The following is a 26,392-nucleotide window of genomic DNA, read 5'->3' as shown; positions in this document are numbered from 1 at the left end:
GCGGGCCGACGAGTATAACGGGTTTGCGTGAAAAATGGTTCAGCGGCGCAGCAATTGCAGCACTTCTTCCAGTTCCATCCGCGTCTGCTTGATGATCTGGTTGCTCAGCGCCGATTCCTCGCGCGCATCGGCACCTTCCAGGCGCAGGCGCGCGCCGCCGATCGTGTAGCCCTGCTCGTAGAGCAGGCCGCGGATCTGGCGGACCATCAGTACGTCGTGGCGCTGGTAGTAGCGGCGGTTGCCGCGGCGCTTGGCCGGCTCGAGGCTGGGGAACTCGGTTTCCCAGTAGCGCAGCACGTGCGGCTTGACGTCGCACAGCTCACTGACCTCACCGATGGTGAAGTAGCGCTTGGCCGGTATCGGCGGAAGTTCTCGGTTACTGCCCGGATCCAGCATATGCCTCTACCCTTTCCTTGAGCTTCTGGCCCGGACGGAAGGTGACCACCGTACGGGCGGAAATCGGAATTTCCTCACCGGTCTTGGGGTTGCGACCCGGGCGCTGGTTCTTGCGCCGCAGGTCGAAATTCCCGAAGCCGGACAGCTTCACCTGACGTCCCTGTTCCAATGCTTCACGCAGCACATCGAAGAACGCGTCGACAAATTCCTTGGCTTCGCGCTTGTTCAGACCGACTTCGTCGAACAGCTTCTCGGCCATCTCCGCCTTGGTCAATGCCATTGCCTGCTATCCCCCATGCTTCCCGCTCAGCCGCGGATCCGGGCGTGATGTTCACGCTCCATGGCAGAGACCGCCTCGGCCACCACCGCATCCACGTCGCGGTCCGTCAGAGTGCGCGACTTGTCCTGCAAAATCAAGCCCATAGCGAGACTCTTGAACCCCGGCTCGACCCCCTGGCCGACGTACCGGTCGAACAGGGTGACCTCGCGCAGCAGCGGGCCGACGGCCCGGCGCAGGGTGGCTTCCAGGTCGGCCCAGGCCGCGGCCTCGGGCACCAGGAAGGCCAGATCGCGGCGCATCGACGGGAACCGCGACAGCTCGGTCGCCCGCGGCAGCGCGCGGGTGGCCAGCGGGGCCAGGTCCAGCTCGAAGGCAAACACGTCCACGTCGATATCCATGGCCTTGGCCAGGCGCGGGTGGATCTGGCCGATCCAGCCCAGGCTGACGCCGTCACGGTAGACCTCGGCCGAGCGTGCCGGGTGGCCATACGGACGCTGCGACGGCCTGAACTCCAGCTCGGCGCCACTGGCGGCCGCCAGCGATTCCAGGTCGCCCTTGAGGTCGTGGAAATCGACCTTGCGGGTCGGCAGGCCCCATTGCTGGGTGTCGGCATCGCCACAGATCGCAGCGGCCACGCGCAGGGTCTCCAGCGGGGCGGGCTGGCCCTCACCGGCCTGCTGATGGAACACGCGGCCCATTTCGAACAGGCGCACGCGGCCCAGCTGGCGCGCGGCGTTGCGGCCGAGGGTCGCGACCAGGCCCGGCAGCAGCGACGGGCGCATCACCGCCAGTTCGGCGGAAAGCGGGTTGGCCAGCGCGACCAGGCCCTCGTCCAGCTGCCACTGCGCGAGCAGCGCGGCATCGACGAAGGCGTAGTTGATGGTTTCCTGCAGGTCACGGGCGACCAGCTGGCGGCGCACGCTGAGGTCGTCCAGGCGGGTCTCGGTCGGCATCGCCACGCGCGAGGCACCGCCCGGCAGCGTGGTCGGAATCTGCTCGTAGCCGTGGATGCGGGCCAGTTCTTCGATCAGGTCTTCTTCGATGGCGATATCGAAGCGGCGGCTCGGCGCGGTGACCTGCCAGCCATCGGCGGACGCGGTCACGTCCATGCCCAGCGCGCGCAGGATGCGCTCCACATCGGCATCGGCGATCTGGATGCCCAGCACGCGCGCGATACGGGCGCGGCGCAGGGCGATGGTGGCGGTCGCCGGCAGGTCGGCCTCACGCACGGCCTCGGTGACCGGCGCCGGGGTGCCGCCGGCCAGGTCCAGGATCAGGCGGGTGGCGTACTCGATCGCCGTGCGCGGCAGCACCGGGTCAACGCCGCGCTCGAAGCGGTGGCCGGCATCGGTGTGCAGGCCGAGCTTGCGGCCCCGGCCCATGATCGCGGCGGGCGCGAAATGCGCGGCTTCCAGAAATACGTTCGTGGTGTCGTCGGTGACGCGCGTATCGAAGCCGCCCATCAGGCCGGCCAGCGCGATCGGGCGGTCGGCATCGGTGACGAGCAGGAAGCTGTCGTCCAGCGCGGCGTCGCGGCCGTCGAGCAGTTTCAGGGTTTCACCGGCGCGCGAACGACGCACGCCGATGCTGCCCTGCAGGGTGCCCAGATCGAAGGCGTGCATCGGCTGGCCGAGCTCGAGCATCACGTACTGGGTGACGTCCACCAGCAGCGAGACCGGGCGCACGCCGCTGCGGCGCAGGCGCTCGGCCATCCACAGCGGGGTCGCGGCGCGGGCGTTGACGCCCTCGATCACGCGACCGACATAACGCGGCGCTTCGGCACCGGCATCCAGGCGGATCGCCAGCTCACGCGTGCCCACGGCAGGCACCGGGGCGGCGTCGAACGGCACCACTTCACTGGCGCACGCGGCGGCCACGTCGAAGGCGATGCCGCGGATGCTGAAGCAGTCGGCGCGGTTCGGGGTCAGCTTGATCTCGATGCTGGCGTCCGGCAGGCCGAGGTACTCGACCAGGGTCTGGCCGACCGGCGCATCGTCCGGCAGTTCGAACAGGCCGGAGGCATCGGTGTCCAGGCCCAGCTCCTTGGCCGAGCACAGCATGCCGTTGGACTCCACGCCACGCAGCTTGGCCGGCTTGATCTTCAGGTCGCCGATCTGCGCACCGACCATCGCCAGCGGGGCGACCAGGCCCGGCCGTGCGTTCGGCGCGCCACACACGATCTGCAGGTGCTCGCCCTGCCCCGCATCGACCTGGCAGATCTGCAGGCGGTCGGCTTCGGGATGGCGCTCGGCGGAAATGATCTTGGCTACGACGACATGCTGCAGGCCATTGCCCAGCGCATCGATCTCTTCCACTTCCAGACCGATCGCGGTCAGCACCGCGCTGAGTTCATCGCGCGAAACGGTGGTCGGGACGTGGCTGCGCAGCCAGTTTTCAGAGAATTTCATGGTGTCACCCTGGTGGGCCCGGCGCAGGCGCCTGGGCCGTGATGGTCTTGAATCCTGTCCAGCCGGGCATGGCCCGGCGCTACGCTGACGCGCTTACGCGAACTGCTTCAGGAACCGCACGTCGTTTTCGAAGAACGCGCGCAGGTCGTTGACGCCGTAACGCAGCATCGCGAAGCGCTCCACGCCCATACCGAAGGCGAAGCCGGTATAGCGCTCCGGATCGACGCCGACGCTGCGCAGCACGTTCGGATGGACCATGCCGCAGCCGAGCACTTCCAGCCAGCGGGTGCTGCCGTCGGGCTGCTGCCAGGCGATGTCCACTTCCGCACCGGGTTCCACGAACGGGAAGTAGCTGGGGCGGAAGCGCATTTCGAAATCCTGTTCGAAGAACGCGCGTACGAACTCGGACAGCGTGCCCTTCAGATCGGCGAACGTGGAATGCTCATCGACCAGCAGGCCTTCGACCTGGTGGAACATCGGCGAATGGGTCTGGTCGCTGTCGCTGCGGTACACCTTGCCGGCCGCGATCATGCGCAGCGGCGGCGCATGCTCGCCCATGTAGCGCACCTGCACCCCGGAGGTATGCGTGCGCAGCAGGCGGCCGTCGCCGAAATAGAAGGTGTCGTGCATCGCACGCGCCGGGTGGTGCGGCGGGAAGTTCAGCGCTTCGAAGTTGTGCCAGTCGTCTTCGATTTCCGGGCCTTCGGAGAGCTCGTAACCGAGGCGGCCGAAGATCTCGGTGATGCGCTCCAGGGTACGGGTCACCGGGTGCAGGCCACCGCGCTCATCGCGACGGCCCGGCAGGGTGATGTCGATCGCTTCAGCGGCCAGGCGCGCGTCCAGCGCAGCGTCTTCCAGCACGGTCTTGCGATCACCCAGCGCGCTGGTCAGCGCGTCACGGGCACGGTTGATGGCTTCGCCGGCGGCTTTGCGCTCATCGGCCGGCAGGCCACCGAGCTGCTTGAGCTGTGCGGTGATGCTGCCGTTCTTGCCCAGCAGGGCCACGCGCAGGGCTTCCAGCGCATCGGGGCTCTGGGCAGCGGCCACGTCGGCCAGTGCCTGCGTGGTCAGGGATTGGATGTCACTCATGGATAGCCGGAGCCTCGCGTCGGTATGCCATCGCGATGCGCGTCGGGCCGACCCCCGTCGCCACCGCTGTCGATCGATGGCACCGGGAGGGCCACCGCCAACACAAAAAAGAATGGGGAAGGACTTGCGCCCTTCCCCATGCATTTGCCTTACCCACAGCCGTTGCGCGTGAACGGCAACGGCAGGGGAATGGACTTATGCCGCCAGTGCGCCCTTGGCCTTTTCGGCCAGTGCAGCAAAACCAGCTGCGTCGTGCACGGCGATGTCAGCCAGAACCTTACGGTCCAGGGTGATGCCGGACTTGAGCAGGCCGTTCATGAAACGGCTGTAGCTCAGGCCGTTGATGCGGGCAGCCGCGTTGATGCGGGTGATCCACAGCGAACGGAAGTTGCGCTTCTTCTGCTTACGACCGATGTAGGCGTACTGCTGCGCCTTGATCACGGCCTGCTTGGCAACGCGGAAGACCTTGCGGCGAGCGTTGTAGTAACCCTTCGCCAGGGTCAGAATTTTCTTGTGGCGGCGACGCGCCTGTACGCCACGCTTTACTCGTGCCATGGGTCAGTCCTCAGAGGTAGGGAAGCATACGGTTCAAACGGCCTGCGTCTTCTGCACGAACATGGTTCGTCTGACGCAGATTGCGCTTCCGCTTGGTCGACTTCTTCGTGAGGATGTGGCTACGGTTGGCGTGGCCAGCCTTGAACTTGCCGGACGCGGTCTTGCGGAAGCGCTTGGCCGCCGCCCGGTTGGTCTTGATCTTGGGCATTGCTATGTCCTTGATGATGTTTTGTCACTGACCAGGGCGGTGGCATTGCCACACTTTCCGTCCGTGCCCTTGCCTGCTTGTAAGCCCGGGATCCCCTATGGGAACCAGGCCGGTCCTGTTTGCCGTTGAAATAGCGTGCCTTTGTGGGGCGGGAAACCGTTCAAAACAGCACCCCCGCAAAACGGGGCCGCCCATTATGCCCGTGAATCCAGGCAGTTGCAAACGCTTGATTGGGCGGGTGTTTACCGGTGCCGGCAGGGCGTGGAACGCCCGCCGGGCGGGCCACAGGAGGCTGCGGCCACGGCAAACGGCAACAGGCGCCTGAAAGAACGCCCTTGCCTTCTGACGCGAATCTGAAGCAATCGACTCCGGCGGCGCCGGCAGCCGGGCATGGCCCGGCTCTACGCCCCACCCGTTCGGGCTGGGGCCGGCCTGTTACTTCTTCTTCGGCGCGATCATCATCACCATCTGCCGGCCTTCAAGGCGCGGACGGGACTCGATCACGATGTCCTCGCCCAGATCACCTTCGATCCGGCTGGCCATCTCGCGACCCAGTTCCTGATGGCTCATTTCACGGCCACGGAAGCGGATGTTGACCTTGATCTTGTCGCCCTCTTCCAGGAATCCGCGCATCTTGCGCAGCTTGATCTGGTAATCACCTTCATCGGTGACCGGGCGGAACTTCACTTCCTTGATCTCGACCTGCTTGGTCTTCTTCTTGGCCTCGTTGGCCTTCTTCTGCGCTTCGAACTTGAACTTGCCGAAGTCCATGATCTTGCACACCGGCGGATCAGCCTGCGGCTGAATCTCGACCAGGTCCAGACCTTCGTCTTCGGCCATCGACAGCGCTTCGTCACGCGTCAACACACCAATCATTTCTCCGTCGCTGCCGATCACGCGGACGCGCGGCACCCGGATTTCCTGATTCTTGCGGTTCTGTTTGTTGTCAGGGGTACTGATATTGCAATCTCCCAGAGGAATCAAACCGGCCCATCGCGGAGCATCCGCAGGGCCGGGACTTTCTTACACGGACTGTTCTGCCTGCAACCGCTCGATGAAGGCCTGGACGGACATGCTGCCCAGATCTTCGCCAGAGCGCGTACGCACGGCCACGGCGCCATTTTCCTTCTCACGGTCGCCAACCACCAGCAGGTACGGGACCCGCTGCAGCGTATGCTCGCGAATCTTATATCCGATCTTCTCGTTGCGCAAATCGGCGTTCACGCGGAAGCCTTGATCTGCAAGGGTTTTCCGCACTTCGCTGACGTATTCAGCCTGGGCGTCGGTGATATTGGCCACCACCACCTGGGTCGGGGCCAGCCAGGACGGGAAGGACCCGGCGTGGTGCTCGATCAGGATGCCGATGAAGCGCTCCATCGAGCCGACGATCGCCCGGTGCAGCATGACCGGGTGCTTCTTCTGGCTGTTTTCGTCCACGTACTCGGCGCCGAGGCGGCCGGGCATCATGAAATCGACCTGCATCGTGCCCAGCTGCCAGGTACGGCCGATGGCGTCCTTGAGGTGGTACTCGATCTTCGGGCCGTAGAAGGCGCCCTCGCCCGGCAGCTCCTGCCACTCCACGCCACAGTTGCCCAGCGCCGAACGCAGCGCGGCTTCGGCCTTGTCCCAGGTGGCGTCATCGCCGAGGCGCTTTTCCGGGCGCAGCGCGATCTTGATCTGGATCTCGTCGAAACCGAAGGTCGTGTAGACCGCCAGCGCCTGCTGGTGGAAGGCCGTCACTTCGGCTTCGATCTGCGACTCGGTGCAGAACACGTGGCCGTCGTCCTGGGTGAAACCACGCACGCGCAGGATGCCGTGCAGCGCGCCGGACGGCTCGTTGCGGTGGCACGAGCCGAACTCGCCGTAGCGGATCGGCAGGTCGCGGTAGCTGTGCAGGCCCTGGTTGAACACCTGGATGTGGCCCGGGCAGTTCATCGGCTTGACCGCGTAGGTGCGCTTCTCCGATTCAGTGAAGAACATGTTTTCCTGGTAGTTGTCCCAGTGGCCCGACTTCTGCCACAGCGACACGTCCAGGATCTGCGGGCAGCGCACTTCGCCGTAGCCGCTGTCGCGGTACACACGGCGCATATGCTGCTCGACCACCTGCCACAGCGCCCAGCCCTTGGGGTGCCAGAACACCAGGCCCGGCGCCTCTTCCTGCAGGTGGAACAGCTCCTGCTGCTTGCCGATGCGGCGGTGATCGCGCATTTCAGCTTCTTCGATGCGCTTGATATAGGCCTCGAGCTGCTTCTTGTCGGCCCAGGCGGTGCCGTAGATGCGCTGCAGCTGCTCGTTCTTGGCATCGCCGCGCCAGTAGGCACCGGAAATGCGGGTCAGCTTGAAGGCCTTCAGGAAGCGCGTGTTGGGCACGTGCGGGCCGCGGCACATGTCTACGTATTCCTGGTGGTAGTACATGCCCATCGCCTGGATCTCCGGCGACATGTCTTCGATCAGGCGCAGCTTGTAGTCTTCGCCACGCGCCTTGAAGATCTCGATGACCTCCGCACGCGGGGTGACCTTCTTGATGACGTCGTAGTCCTGCGCGATCAGCTCGCCCATGCGCTTTTCGATGGCGGCCATGTCGTCGGGCGTGAACGGGCGCTCGGAGTAGATGTCGTAGTAGAAGCCTTCGGCGATGACCGGGCCGATCACCATCTTGACGTCCGGGTACAGCTGCTTGACCGCGTGGCCGACCAGGTGGGCGGCGGAGTGGCGGATGATCTCAACGCCCTCCTCGTCCTTGGCGGTGATGATGCGCAGGCTGGCATCGTGGTCGATGACGTCACTGGCATCGACCAGCACGCCATCCACCGAACCGGCGATGGTGGCCTTGGCCAGGCCGGCGCCGATCGACTGGGCGACGTCCATGACACTGACGGGATGTTCGAATTCACGGCGGCTGCCGTCGGGGAGCGTGATCGCGATCATGAGAGTGCTTTGGTCTGGTGGCCCGCAAGGGGGCCTGGAGAATCCGGGGGCGAGGCGGCAACAAAAAAAGCGCCACGAAGGCGCCTGCGTCAGGGGCCGTCGGGGGCGTTCAGCGGTGGGCGGTGGTAGTGCTCATGTCACACGCTAGACCGGCGCAGGGCGCGGGCCACCTTTGTTGCCTCGATAGAGTTGCCCTGATCTTAAACCAATCCGCCGATGAATGCGCCGCCCCGGCGGCGGCCAACGGACAGGACCGCCTGAATGCGTCCGTGTGGCGCCCACAAACCGCAATGATTACCATGCGCGCATTACTGTCCTGCCCAGGACAGGTTTGCCGATTGGATTCCCGATGATCACTGTTGCGCTGACCTCGCTCGGCTTCTGCAGCCTGGCGCTGGCCGGCTCCGCCTTTTCCGCGCTGGCGCTGTATGCCGCCTCACCGCACTGCCGCTGGCCGCGCCTGCGCCGCGCCGGCCGCCTTGGCCGGCAGATCAGCCTGGTGGCTGCCGTGGCGGCGCTGTGGCTGTGGATCGCCAACCTGGGCATCGCCACCGGTGTGGTGGTGATGCTGTGCAGCTGGATGCTGGTGGCGATCCTGCTCCCGCTGCTGGCCGCGTGGCACCGCCCGGCACAGGTGATGCGCTGATGTGGGCCCGCGCCGGCGCCGGCCTCCTGGCGGGGTTCTTCGTCGCGGCCGCGGCCACCGGCCTGGTCGCCTGGCTGCCGCCGGGGCCGTGGCAGAACGCGCTGGTGCCCAGCCTGATCGCCTTCATTCCCTTGTGGATGCTGGCCGCGATCTGGGCCTTCAGCTTCCGCACCGGCGCGCGCGCGTGGGCGGTGATGAGCGCGACCGCCGTGGCCGGGTTCGGCCTGTTGTGGCTGCTGCGCCTGACCGGCGCGGTGCAATGAGAGCGATGCGATGAAGTTCAGTTCCACCACCCTGCGCACCTTCACCACGCTGCATACGTGGGTCGGCCTGGTCGCCGGTTTCGCGCTGTTCGTGGCGTTCTACGCCGGCGCGCTGACCCTGTTCCACCACGATCTGCCGCTGTGGCAGACCCCGCATGCGGTGGACACGCCCGCCGCCAGCCTGGACGACGCGCAGCGCCTGCTCGACGGCGTGCTCGAGCGCCACCCGGCCGCACGCACCCATGTGGGCATGACCTTCCCCGGCGGCGACCACCCGCAACCGATCGCGTATTGGCAGGATGCCAAGGGCACCTGGCTGTATGCCTGGCTGGACCATTACGACGGCAGCATCACGCCGCCGCAGACCGGGCTGGCCGAGCTGGTCAACGAACTGCACTACAGCCTCGGCCTGCCGGTCGCGGGCACCTACCTGATGGGCATCGTCAGCCTGCTGTATGGCGTGGCCCTGCTCAGCGGCCTGGTCATCCACCTGCCCAAGCTGTTCGGTGATCTGTTCGCGCTGCGCCCGGGTCGCAACCTCAAGCAGATGTGGCAGGACGCGCACAACGTGATCGGCGTGCTCAGCCTGCCCTTCCACCTGATGTTCGCGGTCACCGGCGCGCTGCTCTGCCTGATCTTCCTGCAGATGGCGGCGCTGAATCCGCTGATCTTCGACGGCAAGCTGCTGCAGGCGGTGCCGGCCGCGATGGACACCGCGCCGGTACGCGAGCCCAGCGGCCAGTCCGGCAATGGAACGAACCTGCGCATGCTGCACGCCCGTGCCATCGAGGTGGCCCGCACCCAGGGCGTGGCCGATTTCGAACCGGCCTTCCTGAAGCTTGCCCATGCCGGCGATGCCAATGCCACGATCGAGATCACCGGTGAATCCGGCGGCACCCTGGGACCGCTCGGCGCGGTCGGCCTGGATGCGGCCAGCGGACGGCTGCTGAGCAGCCAGCTGCCCGGCCAGCGCGATGCCAACCACGCCACCCTGAGTGCGGCCTACGCGCTGCATTTCGGCGAGTTCGGCAATGGCGTGGTGGTCTGGCTGTACTTCCTGCTCGGCCTGGGCGGCGCCTTCCTGTTCTATTCCGGCAACCTGCTGTGGATCGAATCGCGGCGCAAGCGGCGCCAGGTGGAACAGGGGCGCGCGCAGATCAACATGGCCCGGGCCACCGTGGGCGTGTGCATCGGGCTGTGCGTCGCGGTTTCGGCGAGCTTCGTGGGCGCGCAGATCCTGGAGCAGGTCGCGCCGCAGGCCGTCGATCACGGCATCCGCTGGATCTGTTTCGCCACCTGGGCCGCGTGTGCGCTGTGGGCGGCACTGCGTCGCCCCGACCAGGCCGCCCGTGAGCTGCTCTGGGCGGCCGCCATCAGTACCACGCTGGTGGCGGTGGTACACGGGGCGCTGACCGGCTACTGGCCGTGGGCGAGCGCGGCACGTGGCTACTGGCCCTTGTTCTGGGTGGACGCGGTGGCGCTGGCACTGGCCTTCGGGTTTGCCACGCTGGCCCGTGCGAGCCTGCGCCGCGCGCGGCATGGCGACCCGAACAGCGTGTGGAGTGCACCGCGCTGATCACCCTGGACGCCTGCTGCGGCGGGCTTTCAGAATTCTTCAGCCGCGTTTCCAGCACTTCAGACCGCGTCATGGCGTAGTCGGCCCTCATCTCGAGGAGCCCTGCCCATGCACCACTACCGACACCGACTTGCCGCCTTGGCCTTCGCCCTGGCGGCCGCGCTGCCACTGACCTCTCCCGCCGCACCCGCGGCGCTGGATAGCGCCCGGATCACCGCACTGGAGTCGGCGATCGCCACCCAGGACATCAAACAGGTCACCAGCGTCCTGCTGCTGGTGGACGGCCAGGTGGCCTACGAGGGTTACTTCAACGGCGGCACGGCGGAGACCCTCAATGACGTGCGCTCGGCCAGCAAGAGCGTGACCGCGATGCTGATCGGCGCGGCCATCGGCGATGGTCACCTGCCCGGCGTGCAGGCCCGTGTGTATGACTACTTCCCCGCGTTCACCGCCCGCCATCCGGTGGATGCACGGCTGCGCTCGATGACGGTGGAAGACCTGCTCACGATGAGCACGCTGTGGGAGTGCGATGACGAGAATGCGTTCTCGGCCGGCAACGAAGAGCGCATGTACGTGACCGAGCACTGGCTGGACTTCGCGTTGTCGCTGCCGGTCAAAGGCTTCGCACCGTGGATGACGCGCCCGGAGGACAGCCCGCATGGCCGGTCACACGCCTACTGCACGGCCAACTCCTTCGTGCTCGGCGCGGTACTGGAGCAGGCCACGAAGCGGCCCTTGGCCGATTACGCCGCGCAGGTGCTGGAGCGCCCGCTGGGCATCACCGCGAGCAGGTGGAACCGCTCACCCGAAGGTATCGGCATGGGTGGCGGCGGAACGCGCTACCGCAGCCGTGACCTGGCGCGGTTGGGCGAGCTGGTGCTGGCCGAGGGGCGCTGGCAGGGCCGGCAGCTGATCCCGGCCCGCTATGTCCGGGCGATGCTCAGCGCCCAGGCGACCACCGGTGACGGCAGCGATTACGGCTACCAGTGGTGGGGGCTGAAGCTTCCCGTGGAGGGGCACGAACGCACGGTCTGGACGATGTCCGGCAACGGTGGCAACTACGTGTTCGTGATGCCGGAGAAGAAGCTGGTGGCGGTGATCACCAGCCAGGCCTACAACCGCAGCTTCGCCCACCCGCAGTCGCGCCGCATCCTCACCGAGTTCCTGCTGCCCGCGCTGCGCTGAGGCCCTCGAGGTCTGTTGGCCGCCACGGGGCGGCCAACACCTGGGCACGCTGGGCAGCTACGTCCGTCTCGATCGTGTCGAGCAGTCCCTGCCAGCCGGCCGCACCGTGCAGCGGCGCAAACAAGGGGGTGGCGCGCAACCACCCCGCATCGCGGAAGCCGGCGTTCACCGCGTGATGCAGGGCGGCCAGCGCTGCGGCGTCGTCGCCCTGGGCCTGCAGCAACATCGCGCGCTCCAGCGCGGTGTCGGACCAGCCATCGTCGGCCTGGCGCTCCAGCACCTGCAGGTGCCCGGCGATCCACGCGGGTGTGGCTGCGGCATCGCCGTACAGGCCGGCCAAGGTCTGGCCCATCGACTGCTGCGGGCGCAGGGCACGGCTCTGCTCGAAGGCTTCAGCGGCGCCCTTGCGATTCCCGCTCAACAACAGCATCTCGCCCTGCAGGCGCAGCAACTGCGGGTGCGGTGTCCCGCGAGCGAGTGCCTGATCGAGTGCCTGCCGTGCCTTGCCCGGCTCGCCCATCGACAACAGGCTGTGCGGCCAGGCGATGTTGGCGAACACATTGTCCGGATAGAGCTGGAAGTTGCGTGCGTGCCGGCGCGCGGCGGCATCGGTGAAACCCAGCAGTTCCAGTTCGCGCGCGACCTGCACGTCGCGGAAGCGGACACGCTCGGGCGCGCGCAGCGACAGGTTGTCCTGCAGGGCCTGCGCGAGGTCGCCCTTTTCCTGCTGCAGATAGGCCAGCGACGCGCGCGTGCGCTCGTCACCCGGGTCGTGCTGCAGGGCCTGCCGGTAGTCCGCCATGGCCTGCGACATCGCGCCGAGGCAATCGTGGGCATAACCGCGCGCGGCCCAGCTGGCCGCATCGTCCGGCACCTTGCGCACCAGTTCGTCGCCCAACACCAGCGCTTCCTGCGCGCGTTCGCGTGCGCCGTTGAACAGACAGGCGTCGGCCGCCAGTGCACGGGCGAGCCCACGTTTGGCCATCAACGATTCCGGATCCATCTGCAGCGCCTGGCGGTACAGCCCGATCGCACGCTCGTTGTTGCTGGCCTGCCCGATGCCCGCGTAGTACGCAGCGCGCTGCAGGACCGGATCGGCAGGCGACACCGGCGCGTTGCCGGGACGGACCGCGATCAACGCGGCAGCCACCGCGACGACGGTCACGCCCGCCCCCAACCAGATCCAGCGAGCACCGCCGTGCCGGCGTGGCGCGAGGGCGCCCTCCGCGCTGACGGTGGCCACGGTGTCGTGCATCACCGGCTGCGGCGGCGCGCACAGCTGGTAGCCACGGCCGCGCACCGAGCGCACATACCGTGGCCGTCGGCTGTCATCGCCCAGCGCCTGCCGAAGCAGCTTCACGCGCTGGCTGATCGCATCCTCGCCGACCACCGCCGGTGCCCACACCTGATCGGCCAGTGTGTCGAAATCGACGACGGCGTTGCCATGGGCCAACAGGCACTCCAACAGCCGCCAACTCAGCCCGTTGACCGGCAACAGCTCATCCCCGCGCCGCACGTGCTGTGCGTTGCGGTCGATGTGCAGATCCAGCAGGCGGACGCTCTCCATGCGGGCAAGCATAGGGCACGCGACTGCGTCGCGGCGCCCCTTCCCGTGGGGTTACTTCGCAGGGCCCTGGAACGGCGCCACCATGGCCTTGAGCAGGCTGCCCTGCGCATCGTCGCCGGTCAGCTCCCACATGAAGACGCCGCGCAGGCCGTTGTCCCTGGCGAAGCTCGCGCGCAGGCCGATCGAGGTGGGATCCTCGAAGCTGACGAAGACCTTCTCGGTAGCGTTGTAGAGCCACGGGGTCTGCGCAACCGGGTGCCAGTGCCGCTCCCAGCCGGGCTGGCCGAGCATGCCGGCCTGGATCTGCCGCCAGTCACCGGCCGGATGCGGCGCGCTGTAGCGCTGGTAGAGGCCATGGTTGGCGTCGCCCTCCAGCGTGAAGCCACGACCGTAGAACGGTAGGCCGAGCACCAGCTTCTCTTTCGGCACCCCCTGCTGCTCGTAGTAGGCCACCGCCCCGGCCACGCTGTTCCAGCGCTTGAGTTCCGGCGCCAGCGGATCCTCCGGCACCGCGTGCAGCGGCGCGTTGAAGGTGGATACCGCCGAGAAGCCGGTGCCCATGTCGTAGCTCATCAGGTTGATGAAATCGAGCGTGCGGCCCAGCGCCTTGAGCTCATAACTGCGTGCCGGATCGTACGGACCATCGGTCTGCACCCGACCCGCAGGCAATGCGGCGGTGACCAGCCGATGCTGGCCGTCGGCTTTGTCCAGCGCATCAAGCTGGCGCCGGAACTCCTGCACCAGCAGGGTCATGTTGCGACGATCCTCCGGGCGGTCGGTGATCTCGGTCGGGCCGCCATACACGGGGAACTCCCAATCGATGTCCACGCCGTCGAAACTGCCGCGATGACGCTCGAAGAACATCGCCACGCAGGAGGACACGAAGCGTTGGCGGCTTTCCGCGGTCAGCGCTGCATCGGAGAAGCCGCCGGCGTTCCAGCCACCGATCGAGATCAGCGTATGCAGCGTCGGATGCGCGCGCTTGAGCGTGGCCAGTGCCTTGAAGTGCGCGTCGGCCTGCGGCGCGACGACGCACTCACCTTGGTCGATGGTGGCGAACGCGTAGAACAGATGGGTCAGCGTGTCGGCCGGAATGTTTTCCACCGGATAGCGGTCGGCGGAGCCGCCGGGGTAATACGCGCCGATGACCCTGGGCAACGGCTCGGCGGCGGAGGCCGCCTGCGGCAACACGCTGGCGATCAGGACGGCGAGAACAGCGACGGCAGGACGGAACATGGGATCTCCCCGGTCGAAGGCGAGGCCACGTTAGCAGTGCGGCGCACGCTGTGCGTGCCATCGGTGACGATGTCCTGCGAATCCGTCCGGCGGACAGTCAATGCGGTCTTCCGTGCAGCCTCGTGACGTCATGCAACGTGCTGCAGCGTGACTGTTCGTGTCACGCGGGTCGCATCGGGCACAAAAAAAGCGGGCCGAAGCCCGCTTTTCGTGTCTGCGAAAGCGTGAGGACCAGCGGTCCTCACCTACCGCGAGATCGGCGTGGGCCGATTACTCGGCGGTGACGCCCTCGCCTTCTTCGACGGCCTTCATCGACAGGCGGATACGGCCCTGCTTGTCGACTTCCAGGACCTTGACCTTGACCACATCGCCTTCCTTCAGCACATCGCCGACCTTCTCGACGCGGTCGCTGGAGATCTGCGACACGTGGACGAGGCCGTCCTTGCCCGGCAGGATCGTGACGAACGCACCGAAGTCCATGATCTTGGCGACCTTGCCTTCGTAGATGCGGCCCGGCTCGACGTCCGAGGTGATCTGCTCGATGCGGGCCTTGGCAGCCTGCGCAGCGATGGCGTTGACCGACGCGATGACGATGGTGCCGTCATCCTGGATGTCGATCTGGGTGCCGGTTTCCTTGGTGATGGCCTGGATGGTGGAACCACCCTTGCCGATCACTTCGCGGATCTTGTCCGGGTGGATCTTGATGGTCAGCAGGCGCGGCGCGTAGTCCGACAGCTCTTCGCGCGGGGCGGTCAGGCCGTGGGCCATTTCACCCAGGATGTGCAGACGGCCAGCCTTGGCCTGCTGCAGTGCCTGCTTCATGATCTCTTCGGTGATGCCTTCGATCTTGATGTCCATCTGCAGGGCGGAGATGCCCTCGGCAGTACCGGCCACCTTGAAGTCCATGTCGCCCAGGTGATCTTCGTCACCCAGGATGTCGGACAGGACGACGAAGCGCTCGCCTTCCTTGACCAGACCCATGGCGATACCGGCCACCGGCGACTTGACCGGCACGCCGGCGTCCATCAGGGCCAGCGAGGAACCGCAGACCGAGGCCATCGACGAGGAGCCGTTGGATTCGGTGATTTCCGAGACCACGCGGATGGTGTACGGGAAGGCTTCCAGCGACGGCATCACTGCCAGCACGCCGCGCTTGGCGAGGCGGCCGTGGCCGATTTCGCGACGCTTCGGGCCCATCATGCGGCCGGTCTCACCCACCGAGTAGGGGGGGAAGTTGTAATGGAAGAGGAAGTTTTCCTTGTACTCACCGGCGACGGCATCGATGACCTGGCCATCACGGGCGGTGCCCAGGGTGATGGTCACGATCGCCTGCGTCTCACCGCGGGTGAACAGCGAGGAGCCGTGGGTACGCGGCAGGATGCCGGTCTTCACGGAAATCGGGCGGACGGTGTCCAGCGCACGGCCGTCGATGCGGACCTTGGTGTCCAGCACCGAGTTGCGCATGGTGCTGTATTCCAGCTCGCCGAATTCCTTCGACAGCTCGGCCGGGTTCCAGCCTTCGGCGGCCACACGGCCAGCCAGCGACTCGACCACGTCCTTCTTGATCGCCGAGATGGCGTCACGGCGCTGCAGCTTGTCGCGCACCTGGAAGGCTTCGCCCAGGCGCGGGCCGATGGCTTCCTGCAGGGCGCTGATCAGCACGTCGTTCTTGGCCGGGGCCTCCCAGGTCGACGGCTTGGTGCCGGCTTCCACGGTCAGCTCGTTGATCGCGTTGATGACCTTCTGCATTTCGCGGTGACCGAAGGTCACGGCGCCCAGCATCACGTCTTCGGACAGCAGCGCGGCTTCGGATTCCACCATCAGCACGGCGTTGGCGGTACCGGCGACAACCAGTTCCAGCTCCGAATCCTTCAGCTCGGTCACGGTCGGGTTGAGGATGTACTCACCGTTCTTGTAACCGACCTTGGCGGCGGCGATCGGACCCTTGAACGGGGTACCGGCCAGCGACAGCGCAGCCGAGGCACCGATCAGGGCAGCGATGTCACCATCGATGTCCGGGTTCAGCGACATCACGGTAGCGATGATCTGGACTTCGTTCTTGTAGTCTTCCGGGAACAGCGGACGGATCGGGCGATCGATCAGGCGCGAAATCAGCGTCTCTTTTTCGGTCGCGCGGCCTTCGCGCTTGAAGAAACCGCCCGGGATACGGCCACCTGCGTAGAACTTCTCCTGATAGTCGCAGGTCAGGGGGAAGAAGTCCTGGCCCTCACGCGCGCTCTTGGCGGCAACGGCGGAGACCAGCAGCACGGTGTCGTCGAACTTGACGATGACGGCACCGCCGGCCTGACGGGCGATTTCGCCGGTTTCAAGCGTGACGGTGTGCTTGCCGTACTGGAAGGTTTTGGTGATTTTTGCCACGGGGGTTTCCTTGGATGATGCTTTCTTCAATGGACCGCGGGCGACCCTTGCCGCCGACGGGTGACCGGTTGTCCGGCCCATACGTTTGATGCGGTACTGCCAAAACAAAACCGCGGCGCATTCCTGCGCCGCGGTGGGGGTTCGTGCTTAGCGACGCAGGCCGAGCTTTTCGATCAGGGCCTTGTAACGCGGAGCGTCTTTCTTCTTCAGGTAGTCGAGCAGGCTGCGGCGACGGTTGACCATCTGCAGCAGACCACGACGGCTGTGGTGATCCTTCTTGTGGGTCTTGAAGTGGCCGGTCAGCAGTTCGATGCGGGCGGTCAGCAGAGCGACCTGGACTTCCGGGGAGCCGGTGTCAGCCGCGCTGCGCTTGTTGTCTTCAATGACCTTCTGGGTGTCGATCGACATATCTTTTTTCTCTTGGATGCGTGGCCCGCAGAAACGTCCCATTGACGTACCGCGCGACTCGCCGTGAACGAAAGGATGAACCCGCAGAACGCGGGAAGCCTGAAAAGGCCGCGGAATTGTAACGTCCGCGGCCCTCCGGAACAAGGACCGGGCGGGTCCCGGGCCGGGTCGGTCAGAGGTTGAACAGGCGCTGCGGCGCCAGCAGACCGGTCTCATCGACCTGCCCCAGGCCCTGGATCGCCTCGCCCGGGCCGAAGACGACCACCCCACCCTGCGGCCAGCCGGCGTCGCGGATGCGCTGACCCACGCGGAAGCGGGGGGTCTGCTCGTCGTCCAGCGTGACCCGGGGGTAATGGGCCAGACCCGCGTCCAGCGGCAGCAACAGGGCCTCCATGCCGGCCTCATCGCCCTGCTCGGCCAGGGCCCGCAGGGTCTCCAGGGTGACCATCGGGGCCTCGCGGAAGGGGGCCACCCACAGCCGGCGCAGGCCGGCGATATGCGCACCGCAGCCCAGGGTCTCGCCGAGATCCCGGGCCAGGCTGCGGATGTAGGTGCCTGAACCGCAGGTCACCCGCAGGGAGAGACGCGTCGGCTGCTGGTCCAGCACCTCCAGCGCGTGCACCTCGACATCGCGCTCGGGTGCCTCGATCGCCTCGCCGCGACGGGCCTTCATATACAGCGGCTCACCGCCCTGCTTGAGCGCGGAATAGATCGGGGCGCGCTGGCGGATCCGACCGCGCAGCGGGGCCAGCGCCGCCTCCAGCTCCGCTGCGCTGATGGAAGGAACAGGCCGCTCGCGCAGCACGGTGCCATCGGCGTCATCGGTATCGGTGGTCTGGCCCAGCACCACCTCGGCGTCGTACGCCTTGGCCGAGCCGAGCAGCAGGCCGGCGATCTTGGTGGCTTCACCGAAGCACAGCGGCAGCAGGCCGGTGGCCAGCGGATCCAGGCTGCCGGTGTGGCCGCCCTTCTCTGCCCGGTACAGGCGACGTGCCACCTGCAGGGCCGCGTTGGAGCTCATGCCGGTGGGCTTGTCGAGCAGCAGGATGCCATCCAGGCGACGGAACGAAATTCGAGGTGCCATGCATTCAATTCAAAACGGCGCCGTGTGGCGCTGCCGGTCAATCCGGCCTCCGGCGAAGCGGTCGCGCTGCGACAGGCCCCGCCCCATAAGACAACAGCCCTTTCGGGCTGTTGGTCCATCAGACTTTCTTTTCGCCTTCGTCGGTGTCGTCTTCGACACCTTCATCGCCTTCATCACCCTGCCGGCTCTTCTCTGCCGCCAGCGTATCGGGCAGGTCGCGCAGGATGTTGTCGATGCGCTCACCACGGTCCACCGAATCATCGTAGTGGAAGTGCAGCTCGGGCACGTGGCGCAGCTTCATCGCACGCGCCAGCTCCATGCGCAATTCCCAGGCCAGTTCCTTCAGGCCCTTCATCGCTTCCACCGAACGTTCGGGCATCAGCGCGGTGACGAAAATCTTGGCATGCGCCATGTCACGGGTGATTTCCACGTCCGAGACGCTCACCGAAGGCAGGCCGTGTACACGCACGGCGTTGTGCACGAGCGTCCCCAGTTCGCGGCGGATCTGGGCGGAAACACGGTCGGTTCGATGGAAGGTCTTTGGCACGGTAGGCGGACTCGTCTTGAAGGGTGATGCGTAAGCGAAAAAGCCGGACCGCGTGATGCGGCCCGGCCTGGAACATTACAGGGTGCGCGGCACTTCGATACGCTCGAAGCACTCGATCTGGTCACCCGGCTTGACGTCGTTGTAAGCCTTCACGCCGATACCGCATTCGGTACCGTTGCGGACTTCCTCGACGTTCTCCTTGAAGCGACGCAGCGATTCCAGCTCGCCTTCGAAGACCACGACGCTGTCGCGCAGGACGCGGATCGGCTTGCTGCGCTTCACCGTACCTTCGATGATCATGCAGCCTGCGACCGCACCGAACTTCGAGCTGCGGAACACATCGCGGACCTGGGCGATACCGATGATCTCTTCGCGGATTTCCACGCCGAGCAGACCGGATGCCACCTGCTTCACCTGATCGATCACGTCATAGATGATCGAGAAGTAACGCAGGTCCACGCCGTTGGACTCGATGATGCGACGCGCGGAGGCGTCGGCACGCACGTTGAAGCCGATCACGGTGGCCTTGGAGGCAACCGCCGAGTTGGCGTCCGACTCGGTGATGCCGCCCACGCCGGAGTGGATCACGTTGATGCGGATGTCGTCGTTGGACAGCGCGACCAGTGCCTGGCTCAGCGCCTGCACCGAACCCTGCACATCGGCCTTGATCACCAGGTTCAGCACCTGCTGGCCATCGCCCTTGCCCAGGGTCGCCATGATGTCTTCCATGCGGCTGCCGGCAGACTGCACCAGGCGCGATTCACGGCGCTTGGTTTCGCGCTGCTGCGCGACGTCCTTGGCCAGACGCTCGTCTTCGACCACGACGAAGTCATCGCCAGCATCCGGCACGCCGGACAGACCCAGCACCTGGACCGGAATCGACGGACCCGCCTGCTCAGGCTGTGCGCCGGTTTCGTCGAACAGGGCGCGCACGCGGCCGTACTGGATACCGCAGACCAGGTAATCGCCCTTCTTCAGCGAACCCTGCTGCACCAGCACGGTGGCGATCGGGCCCCGGCCCTTGTCCAGCGAGGACTCGATGACCACGCCGGTGGCGCGACCGTCGGCCACGGCCTTCAGTTCCAGCAGTTCGGCCTGGATCGAGATCGCATCCAGCAGGTCGTCGATGCCCAGGCCAGCCTTGGCCGAGATTTCGACCATCTGGGTGTCGCCACCGAAGTCTTCGGACACGACCTGCTCGGTGAGCAGCTCGTTCTTGACGCGCATCGGATCGGCGCCGGACTTGTCGATCTTGTTGATCGCCACGATCAGCGGCACACCCGCCGAACGGGCGTGCTGGATGGCTTCCTTGGTCTGCGGCATGACGCCGTCGTCGGCAGCCACCACCAGCACCACGATGTCGGTCAGCTTGGCACCGCGGGCACGCATGGACGTAAACGCCGCGTGGCCCGGGGTATCCAGGAAGCTGATCACGCCCTTCGGCGTTTCAACGTGGTACGCACCGATGTGCTGGGTGATGCCACCGGCTTCGCCCGTGGCGACCTTGGTGCGGCGGATGTAATCCAGCAGCGAGGTCTTGCCGTGATCGACGTGGCCCATGATGGTGACGACCGGCGGACGTGCCACCGGCTCGCCCTGGTTGCCACCGGCCAGCGCCAGCAGCGCGTCTTCGGCGTCGTTGGTGTTGGCACGGATCACGTTGTGGCCGAGTTCTTCGGTCACCAGCGCGGCAGTATCGTGGTCGATGGTCTGGGTGATGGTCGCCATGACCCCCATCTTGAACAGCGCCTTGACCACATCGCCGCCCTTGACGGCCAGCTTCTGGGCCAGATCGGCGACGGTGATGGTGTCGCCGATGGTCACGTCACGCACGATCGGAGCGACCGGACGTTCGAAGCCATGGGCACCACCGCCGCTGCGCGACTGGTTGCTGTCACGGCGGCTGCCGTGCTGCACGCGCCCGGTCGGACGACCGCGCGAGTTGCTGTTGTTGCCGCGGCGGGCACGATCGGCGGCCGACAGATGCAGCTGACCGGCGAAGCGGTTGCCACCATCGTCGTCGCGCTTGGCGCCCGGGCGGTTGTTGTTGTTGTTCGAGTTGCGATCGTCCGAACGCGGTGCCGGACGGGCAGCCGACGGTGCGGCCGGACGCGCATTGCGGGCCGGAGCATCGGCCGCAGCGGGCTTGGCCGCAGCCGGGGCCGGAGCCGGCGGTGCGTTCTTGGCCGCTTCGGCAGCGGCTTCGGCCGCCTTGCGCTCGGCTTCGGCACGTTCCTTGGCGTCGATTTCTTCCTGACGCTTGCGGGCGATTTCTTCATCGCGCGCACGGTCCTTCTCGGCCAGTGCGCGCTGCTCGTCCAGATTGCGCTGGCGGGATTCCTCCAGCTTGCGCAGGATGTCGGCGCGCTCCTCATCCGCGGTCATCGGCTTGCCGCTGGCGTCCTTCATGTAGGTACGCTTCTGGCGCACTTCCACGTTGACGGTGGTCTTGCTGCGGCCGGCGCTGACGGTCACTTCCTGCAACTTGCGACGGTTCAGGGTGATCTTCTTGGCGGCTTCGTCGGTGCTCTCGACGGGCTGCTCGGTCTTGCCGTGCGAGCGACGAAGGAAGCCCAGGAGCTTCACCTTCTCGGTACTGGTCACGACCTGGTCGGGACCGCTGAACTTCATGCCGGCTTCGGCAAGTTGTACGAGCAGTTTATCGACCGGGGTATTGACCAGTTCGGCAAGCTTGCGGATGGTGGTTTGCTGCGACATTCGGATCCTATGATCTGGTTGGCGCTCCCTCGAAACGTGCGAAGGCAGCGCGGAGTCTAAGCCCTGAGCGGGTCAGGGCACTGTTCATCGCTGGCTCATTCGCCGCGCTCCAGGCGGGCGATCTCCTCGGCTCGGGCGGCAAGGATCAGGGCGGCGGCGCGCTCCTGGTCCATGTCCTCGATGCCGAACTCGAGGATCTCGTCGGCGGCCAGGTCCGACAGGTCCTCACTGGTACGCACGCCATGACCGGCCAGGGCGTAGGCGGTCGCCTCGTCCATGCCTTCCAGGGCGAGCAGGTCTTCCGACGGCGAGCCGTCTTCCAGACCTTCTTCCACCGCCAGCGCTTCGTTGAGCAGCGCATCGCGGGCACGGGCACGCAGCTCTTCGACGATGTCTTCGTCGAAGCCTTCCACGGCCAGCAGTTCGCCGACCGGGACGTAGGCGATTTCTTCCACGGTGTTGAAGCCTTCGGTCACCAGGATGGCGGCGATTTCTTCATCCACTTCCAGCTTGTCCATGAACAGCTGGCGGGCAACGGTCTGCTCTGCCTCGGACTTGGCGGTCACCTGGTCCTGGGTCATCACATTGAGCTGCCAACCGGTCAGGCGGCTGGCAAGACGGACGTTCTGGCCGCCCTTGCCGATCGCCTGGGCCAGGCGCTCTTCCGCCACGGCCAGGTCCATCGAGTGCTTTTCTTCATCGACGATGATCGACTGCACTTCCGCCGGCGCCATCGCATTGATGACGAAGTTGGCGGGGTTCTCGTTCCACAGCACGATGTCCACGCGCTCGCCATTGAGCTCGTTGGACACGGCCTGCACGCGCGAACCGCGCATGCCGATGCAGGCACCGATCGGATCGGTACGCGAATCGTGGGCCAGCACGGCGATCTTGGCGCGGTCGCCCGGATCACGTGCACAGGCCTTGATCTCGACCAGACCCTGGCCGACTTCCGGCACTTCGAGCTTGAACAGTTCGATCATGAATTCCGGGGCGGCGCGGCTGATGAACAGCTGCGGGCCACGCGGTTCCGAACGGACTTCGGCCAGGTAACCGCGCACGCGGTCGCCAGCGCGCAGTACGTCGCGCGGAATGCCCTTGTCCTTCGGGATGAAGGCCTCGGCGTTGCCGCCCAGGTCCACATAGATGTTGCCGCGCTCGGCGCGCTTGACCACACCGGTGACCAGTTCGCCGACGCGATCCTTCCACGCATCGACCACCTGCTGACGCTCGGCCTCGCGCACGCGCTGGACGATCACCTGCTTGGCGGCCTGTGCGGCGATACGGCCGAAGTCCGGGTTTTCAATCTGCTCTTCGATGAAATCGCCGACTTCCACGCCGTCGGCTTCATCGATGGCGTCCATCAGACGGATCTGGCGGTCCGGAGACTCCATGACCACGTCATCGGCCACCACTTCCCAGCGGCGGAAGGTTTCGTAGTTGCCGTCCTTGTGGTCGATCGACACACGGGCCAGCACTTCTTCTTCCGGGTAACGCTTTTTGGCAGCCGAAGCCAACGCGGCCTCGATGGCATCGAAGATGACTTCGCGCGGGACGCCTTTTTCGTTGGCGACCGCATCCACTACCAGCAAAAGTTCCTTGCTCATTGGCTCACTCCGCGCGCGGCTTTTTGGCCGCCGGCTCGTTGGATGGTTTCTTGTTCGCCTTGCCACCCTGTTTGGGTGCCGGGCCAGTCGGTTTGGTCGGAGCCAGGCCGAGGGCGGCCCAGTCCGGCATGATGCGTGCCTTGTCGATGTTCTCGATGTCGGCGGTGAACGGAGCATTGTCGACCTTGAAGGTCACGGTGCCCTGTTCGATATCCACGGCGAGGATCTCGCCCTGCAGACGGCGACGGCCGTCCTGCGGCAGGCTCAGCGTCACCTTGGCGGATTCGCCGATGGCGCGCTCGAACTGCGCGCCGGTGAACAGCGGGCGATCCACGCCCGGCGAAGACACTTCCAGCGTGTAGTTCGCCGTGATCGGGTCTTCGACGTCCAGCTGGGCGGACACTTCGCGGCTGACGCGCTCGCAGTCGTCGATGTTGACGATGCGCTCGGGCTGTTCGGCCAGCGGCACGTCGATGTACAGGCGCAGCGTTGCGCCGCCCGGTGCGGTCAGATACTCCACGCCCAGCAGCTCGAGACCCAGCGACTGAACGGTGGGGGCGAGCAGATTCGCGATTTCGGTTGCCTTGTCGCTCACAGTCGGCCTTGATTCGTTGAAAAGAAATACGGTCTGGTCCAGTGCATGGACCACCTTCCGGAAACAACAAAGGGCCCGTTGGGCCCCTGTCCGGTACAACTCCGGTCATGCTGGATTCCGGTGCAGATGCGCACGTGGTGCGCGTCTGCGAGCCCAGCGTTCCGGGGGTCACGGCGGCCTGGGTACAGGTTGCCGTTCCTGGAAGCCGGTTGCGGGGCCTGTTCATATCCGTTGAGGGGATATGAGTAGACAGTCCGCTAAGCCACTGATGATAGCCGTTGCACCGCGCTGGTGCAATGGTTGGGGTGGCTTCTGGTGTCCCTATTCGGAAAGCTGAACAGCCAAGCGGGCGTGTGACCTTCGTCGTGGGCAGCGGCGGGGGCAGGTCCGCGGGACGCGCCGTGAACCCGTCCATGGGGGCTCATGGGCGACATCCATGTCGCCCCAATGGTCCCGCCAACCTGCCCCCACCGCTGCCTACGGAGATGCCTGGTCAGTCACTGAGGTCACAAGCAAAAGCGGGCAGCATTCGAAGCGACAGACTGTCGTTGACCCTGGGCGTGCGTCGATCATCTTTGGCGCAACAACAACCGCAACCGCTGCCGCCATCGCCGCCCTTCCACTGCCGCGCCGATGCCGATGCCGATGCCGATGCCGATGCCGATGCCGATGCCGATGCCGATGCCGATGCCGATGCCATAACGAAAAAAGCGACCTCGTTGCCGAGATCGCCTTTTCGTCTACTGCATCTGCACTGCAGATTTTCTGTGGTAGCGGGGGCAGGATTTGAACCTGCGACCTTCGGGTTATGAGCCCGACGAGCTGCCAGACTGCTCCACCCCGCAGCAGAAGCGGAATTGTAAGGGAGTTTGAGATCCCGTGCAACCCCTTTGAAACATTTGCTGTGCGGCAGCCATTGGCCAACGCCAACGCCAACGCCAAACAACCAGCGCGAGCCGAACCCTGGAACGAAAAAAGCGACACCGTTTCCGGTATCGCTTGATTCGTCCACTGCCTCCGGTTTGCACCGGAGCTATATGGTAGCGGGGGCAGGATTTGAACCTGCGACCTTCGGGTTATGAGCCCGACGAGCTGCCAGACTGCTCCACCCCGCAGCAGAAGCGGATGAGTTGCGTGCCAACCAAAGGTGGGCACCTACCGCAACGATGTTCTGGCGAAACCGCTGCATCAACAACTCAGGAGATGAATATTACACGAGTTGCGCACGTTTGTATCGTTTTTTACGAAATATGTGCAAATGCCTGCTGGCACCACACCATGATCGGGTTCCACGCCACGCCGAGGGCCAGCAGCGCCAGGGCATTCACGCCCAGCACCACGCCCAGCACGCGGTCGTTGTTGGCCGGCAGCGGCTCGCCCACCGGCTCATCGAAGTACATGACCTTGATGACGCGCAGGTAGTAGAAGCAGCCGATCACGGCGCAGATCACGCCGACCATGGCCAGCCACAGCATGTCGCCCTGGATCGCCGCGCCGAGCACGGCCAGCTTGGTCCAGAAGCCCAGGAACGGCGGGATGCCTGCCAGCGACGCCATGATGCACAGCACCAGGCCGGCCATCCACGGGTTGCGGGCATTGAGGCCCTTGAAGTCTTCGATCTTCTCGGCTTCAAAGCCATTGCGCGACAACGCGATGATCGCACCGAACGCCGCGGTGGACATGATCGCGTAGCTCAGGGCGTAGAACAGCGCCGCCGAGTAACCCCGCTCGCCACCCCCGGCCATGCCCATCAGCAGGAAGCCGATGTGCGAGACGGTCGAGAAGGCCAGCATGCGCTTGAGGTTGGTCTGCGCGATCGCCATCAGGTTGCCGATCACCAGCGACAGTGCGGCCAGGCCACCGATCAGGTACTTCCACTCGTCGGCCAGCGGACCCACGCCCATTTCCAGCAGGCGGTAGGCCATGCCGAACGCAGCCAGCTTCGGGGCCGAGCTGATGAACAGCGCGACCGGTGCCGGGGCACCCTGGTAGACGTCGGGCAGCCACATGTGGAACGGAGCCGCACCGAGCTTGAAGGCCACGCCGGCGATCATGAACACCGCGCCGGTCAGCAGCAGCATCTTCTCTTCGGTGTGCGGGATGGCCGCATTGATGGCGTCCAGGTGCAGCGAGCCGGTGGCGCCGTAGATCAGCGACATGCCGTACAGCAGCAGGCCCGAGGCCAGCGAACCCAGCACGATGTACTTCATCGCCGCTTCCGAGGCCAGGCCGTTCTCACGGTTGCTGGCGACCAGTGCGTAGGAGCACAGGGCCAGCAGTTCCAGGCCCAGGTAGACCATCAGCAGGCTGCCGGCCGAGACCAGGATCATCATGCCCGCGGTGGCGAACAGGATCAGCACCGGAATCTCACCCTGGTAGAGCTTGCGCTCGCGCAGGTAGCTCCAGCCGTAGATCAGGGTCAGCCCGCTGCACAGCACGATCACGGTCTTCATCACGTCGGCCGCGTTGTCGCGGACGAACATGCCGTGGAAGACCTCGCCCTGCCCGCCCACTCCGGTGGCGAGCATGAAGAACACGACCGCCAGCGCAGCGATCGAGAACAGGTGGGTCCAGATCTTGTTCTTCTCACTGATGAAAAGATCAAGCATCAACAGGGCGAACGCACTGCCGACCAGCACCAGCTCGGGAGCGAGCGGCGGGAGGTCAGCGGCGGTCAGTGGCAACAGCGGCGAGGTGGTCATCATCAAATCCTGGAA

The 26,392-nt window shown here is 65.8% G+C and carries 22 protein-coding genes and 2 tRNA genes; 4 read left to right on the top strand and 20 right to left on the bottom strand.

Features of this window, described 5'->3' with window-relative positions; translation table 11 throughout:
• Nucleotides 1-39: 39 nt before the first annotated feature.
• From ABE434_RS05535 to thrS, 8 genes are all read right to left on the bottom strand, one after another.
• Entirely contained in the window at nucleotides 40-396 is a 357-nt protein-coding gene (locus ABE434_RS05535; protein WP_019182707.1) for a MerR family transcriptional regulator, read from the bottom strand.
• Complete coding sequence (locus ABE434_RS05530; RefSeq protein WP_005410432.1) at nucleotides 377-676, bottom strand: integration host factor subunit alpha; 300 nt, start codon at nucleotides 674-676, stop codon at nucleotides 377-379. Before ABE434_RS05530 ends, ABE434_RS05535 begins: the two co-directional genes overlap by 20 nt.
• Before the next feature lie 26 nt (nucleotides 677-702).
• Complete coding sequence (pheT, locus tag ABE434_RS05525) at nucleotides 703-3,084, bottom strand: phenylalanine--tRNA ligase subunit beta (RefSeq protein WP_346478116.1); 2,382 nt, start codon at nucleotides 3,082-3,084, stop codon at nucleotides 703-705.
• 93 nt (nucleotides 3,085-3,177) lie between these two features.
• Nucleotides 3,178-4,173: a phenylalanine--tRNA ligase subunit alpha gene (gene pheS / locus ABE434_RS05520; RefSeq protein ID WP_176989316.1), complete on the bottom strand. Its 996-nt coding sequence runs from the start codon at nucleotides 4,171-4,173 to the stop codon at nucleotides 3,178-3,180.
• Nucleotides 4,174-4,368: 195 nt separating this feature from the next.
• Complete coding sequence (gene rplT, locus ABE434_RS05515; protein WP_017355264.1) at nucleotides 4,369-4,728, bottom strand: 50S ribosomal protein L20; 360 nt, start codon at nucleotides 4,726-4,728, stop codon at nucleotides 4,369-4,371.
• A 10-nt stretch (nucleotides 4,729-4,738) separates the two neighbouring features.
• The gene (gene rpmI / locus ABE434_RS05510) at nucleotides 4,739-4,936 is read right to left on the bottom strand and encodes a 50S ribosomal protein L35 (protein ID WP_017355265.1); all 198 of its coding nucleotides are present in this window, start codon (nucleotides 4,934-4,936) and stop codon (nucleotides 4,739-4,741) included.
• Nucleotides 4,937-5,371: 435 nt separating this feature from the next.
• Nucleotides 5,372-5,911, bottom strand: a complete 540-nt coding sequence (gene infC / locus ABE434_RS05505; RefSeq protein WP_172838068.1) for a translation initiation factor IF-3 — start codon at nucleotides 5,909-5,911, stop codon at nucleotides 5,372-5,374.
• Between the two features lie 48 nt (nucleotides 5,912-5,959).
• On the bottom strand, nucleotides 5,960-7,864 hold the full coding sequence (gene thrS / locus ABE434_RS05500) for a threonine--tRNA ligase (RefSeq protein WP_346478115.1): 1,905 nt from the start codon (nucleotides 7,862-7,864) through the stop codon (nucleotides 5,960-5,962).
• Nucleotides 7,865-8,213: 349 nt separating this feature from the next.
• On the opposite strand from thrS, the gene ABE434_RS05495 reads away from it, so the two are divergent.
• The 4 genes from ABE434_RS05495 to ABE434_RS05480 all read left to right on the top strand — a co-directional run bounded on the left by ABE434_RS05495 (nucleotide 8,214) and on the right by ABE434_RS05480 (nucleotide 11,534).
• Nucleotides 8,214-8,510 (top strand): hypothetical protein, encoded by a 297-nt coding sequence (locus tag ABE434_RS05495; protein WP_179458364.1) that lies wholly within the window; start codon nucleotides 8,214-8,216, stop codon nucleotides 8,508-8,510.
• Nucleotides 8,510-8,773: a hypothetical protein gene (locus ABE434_RS05490; protein WP_346478114.1), complete on the top strand. Its 264-nt coding sequence runs from the start codon at nucleotides 8,510-8,512 to the stop codon at nucleotides 8,771-8,773. The genes ABE434_RS05495 and ABE434_RS05490 overlap by 1 nt, the downstream gene beginning before the upstream one ends.
• A 10-nt stretch (nucleotides 8,774-8,783) precedes the next feature.
• Complete coding sequence (locus ABE434_RS05485; protein WP_346478113.1) at nucleotides 8,784-10,349, top strand: PepSY-associated TM helix domain-containing protein; 1,566 nt, start codon at nucleotides 8,784-8,786, stop codon at nucleotides 10,347-10,349.
• A gap of 108 nt (nucleotides 10,350-10,457) precedes the next feature.
• Nucleotides 10,458-11,534: a serine hydrolase gene (locus tag ABE434_RS05480; protein WP_346478112.1), complete on the top strand. Its 1,077-nt coding sequence runs from the start codon at nucleotides 10,458-10,460 to the stop codon at nucleotides 11,532-11,534.
• On the opposite strand, the gene ABE434_RS05475 is transcribed toward ABE434_RS05480, so the two are convergent.
• The 12 genes from ABE434_RS05475 to nuoN form a co-directional block, all read right to left on the bottom strand.
• Nucleotides 11,503-13,101: a winged helix-turn-helix domain-containing protein gene (locus ABE434_RS05475; protein WP_346478111.1), complete on the bottom strand. Its 1,599-nt coding sequence runs from the start codon at nucleotides 13,099-13,101 to the stop codon at nucleotides 11,503-11,505. The two genes, ABE434_RS05480 and ABE434_RS05475, sit on opposite strands and share 32 nt — an antisense overlap.
• 51 nt (nucleotides 13,102-13,152) lie before the next feature.
• Nucleotides 13,153-14,337, bottom strand: coding sequence for a glycoside hydrolase family 18 protein (locus ABE434_RS05470; protein WP_346478110.1), 1,185 nt, complete (start codon nucleotides 14,335-14,337; stop codon nucleotides 13,153-13,155).
• 270 nt (nucleotides 14,338-14,607) lie between these two features.
• Complete coding sequence (gene pnp, locus ABE434_RS05465) at nucleotides 14,608-16,716, bottom strand: polyribonucleotide nucleotidyltransferase (RefSeq protein ID WP_346478109.1); 2,109 nt, start codon at nucleotides 16,714-16,716, stop codon at nucleotides 14,608-14,610.
• A 147-nt stretch (nucleotides 16,717-16,863) separates the two neighbouring features.
• A complete protein-coding gene (gene rpsO, locus ABE434_RS05460; RefSeq protein WP_038687260.1) occupies nucleotides 16,864-17,124 on the bottom strand; it encodes a 30S ribosomal protein S15 in 261 nt (86 codons plus the stop codon).
• A gap of 172 nt (nucleotides 17,125-17,296) precedes the next feature.
• A complete protein-coding gene (truB, locus tag ABE434_RS05455) occupies nucleotides 17,297-18,208 on the bottom strand; it encodes a tRNA pseudouridine(55) synthase TruB (RefSeq protein WP_346478108.1) in 912 nt (303 codons plus the stop codon).
• 118 nt (nucleotides 18,209-18,326) lie between these two features.
• Nucleotides 18,327-18,755, bottom strand: coding sequence for a 30S ribosome-binding factor RbfA (gene rbfA / locus ABE434_RS05450; protein WP_176989306.1), 429 nt, complete (start codon nucleotides 18,753-18,755; stop codon nucleotides 18,327-18,329).
• A gap of 75 nt (nucleotides 18,756-18,830) precedes the next feature.
• Nucleotides 18,831-21,473, bottom strand: coding sequence for a translation initiation factor IF-2 (infB, locus tag ABE434_RS05445; RefSeq protein ID WP_346478107.1), 2,643 nt, complete (start codon nucleotides 21,471-21,473; stop codon nucleotides 18,831-18,833).
• A 95-nt stretch (nucleotides 21,474-21,568) separates the two neighbouring features.
• Nucleotides 21,569-23,080: a transcription termination factor NusA gene (gene nusA / locus ABE434_RS05440; protein WP_176989304.1), complete on the bottom strand. Its 1,512-nt coding sequence runs from the start codon at nucleotides 23,078-23,080 to the stop codon at nucleotides 21,569-21,571.
• Nucleotides 23,081-23,084: 4 nt separating this feature from the next.
• A complete protein-coding gene (gene rimP, locus ABE434_RS05435) occupies nucleotides 23,085-23,675 on the bottom strand; it encodes a ribosome maturation factor RimP (protein ID WP_176989303.1) in 591 nt (196 codons plus the stop codon).
• Between the two features lie 768 nt (nucleotides 23,676-24,443).
• Nucleotides 24,444-24,520: transfer RNA gene (locus ABE434_RS05430), tRNA-Met, on the bottom strand.
• 193 nt (nucleotides 24,521-24,713) lie between these two features.
• Nucleotides 24,714-24,790, bottom strand: a tRNA-Met gene (locus ABE434_RS05425).
• A gap of 126 nt (nucleotides 24,791-24,916) precedes the next feature.
• A complete protein-coding gene (gene nuoN / locus ABE434_RS05420; RefSeq protein ID WP_176989302.1) occupies nucleotides 24,917-26,377 on the bottom strand; it encodes an NADH-quinone oxidoreductase subunit NuoN in 1,461 nt (486 codons plus the stop codon).
• Nucleotides 26,378-26,392 lie beyond the last annotated feature (15 nt).

It is taken from the genome of Stenotrophomonas sp. TWI1183 (assembly GCF_039673115.1).
GTDB classification, from domain to species: domain Bacteria; phylum Pseudomonadota; class Gammaproteobacteria; order Xanthomonadales; family Xanthomonadaceae; genus Stenotrophomonas; species Stenotrophomonas maltophilia_AA.
This window is presented reverse-complemented; position numbering and strand designations above follow the sequence as displayed.

Coding starts and splice junctions, on each gene's coding strand:
- ABE434_RS05535 (WP_019182707.1), bottom strand. CDS start 396: ATGCTGGATCCGGGCAGTAACCGAGAACTTCCGCCGATACCGGCCAAG.
- ABE434_RS05530 (WP_005410432.1), bottom strand. CDS start 676: ATGGCATTGACCAAGGCGGAGATGGCCGAGAAGCTGTTCGACGAAGTC.
- pheT (WP_346478116.1), bottom strand. CDS start 3,084: ATGAAATTCTCTGAAAACTGGCTGCGCAGCCACGTCCCGACCACCGTT.
- pheS (WP_176989316.1), bottom strand. CDS start 4,173: ATGAGTGACATCCAATCCCTGACCACGCAGGCACTGGCCGACGTGGCC.
- rplT (WP_017355264.1), bottom strand. CDS start 4,728: ATGGCACGAGTAAAGCGTGGCGTACAGGCGCGTCGCCGCCACAAGAAA.
- rpmI (WP_017355265.1), bottom strand. CDS start 4,936: ATGCCCAAGATCAAGACCAACCGGGCGGCGGCCAAGCGCTTCCGCAAG.
- thrS (WP_346478115.1), bottom strand. CDS start 7,864: ATGATCGCGATCACGCTCCCCGACGGCAGCCGCCGTGAATTCGAACAT.
- ABE434_RS05495 (WP_179458364.1), top strand. CDS start 8,214: ATGATCACTGTTGCGCTGACCTCGCTCGGCTTCTGCAGCCTGGCGCTG.
- ABE434_RS05490 (WP_346478114.1), top strand. CDS start 8,510: ATGTGGGCCCGCGCCGGCGCCGGCCTCCTGGCGGGGTTCTTCGTCGCG.
- ABE434_RS05485 (WP_346478113.1), top strand. CDS start 8,784: ATGAAGTTCAGTTCCACCACCCTGCGCACCTTCACCACGCTGCATACG.
- ABE434_RS05480 (WP_346478112.1), top strand. CDS start 10,458: ATGCACCACTACCGACACCGACTTGCCGCCTTGGCCTTCGCCCTGGCG.
- ABE434_RS05475 (WP_346478111.1), bottom strand. CDS start 13,101: ATGGAGAGCGTCCGCCTGCTGGATCTGCACATCGACCGCAACGCACAG.
- ABE434_RS05470 (WP_346478110.1), bottom strand. CDS start 14,337: ATGTTCCGTCCTGCCGTCGCTGTTCTCGCCGTCCTGATCGCCAGCGTG.
- rpsO (WP_038687260.1), bottom strand. CDS start 17,124: ATGTCGATCGACACCCAGAAGGTCATTGAAGACAACAAGCGCAGCGCG.
- truB (WP_346478108.1), bottom strand. CDS start 18,208: ATGGCACCTCGAATTTCGTTCCGTCGCCTGGATGGCATCCTGCTGCTC.
- infB (WP_346478107.1), bottom strand. CDS start 21,473: ATGTCGCAGCAAACCACCATCCGCAAGCTTGCCGAACTGGTCAATACC.
- nusA (WP_176989304.1), bottom strand. CDS start 23,080: ATGAGCAAGGAACTTTTGCTGGTAGTGGATGCGGTCGCCAACGAAAAA.
- nuoN (WP_176989302.1), bottom strand. CDS start 26,377: ATGACCACCTCGCCGCTGTTGCCACTGACCGCCGCTGACCTCCCGCCG.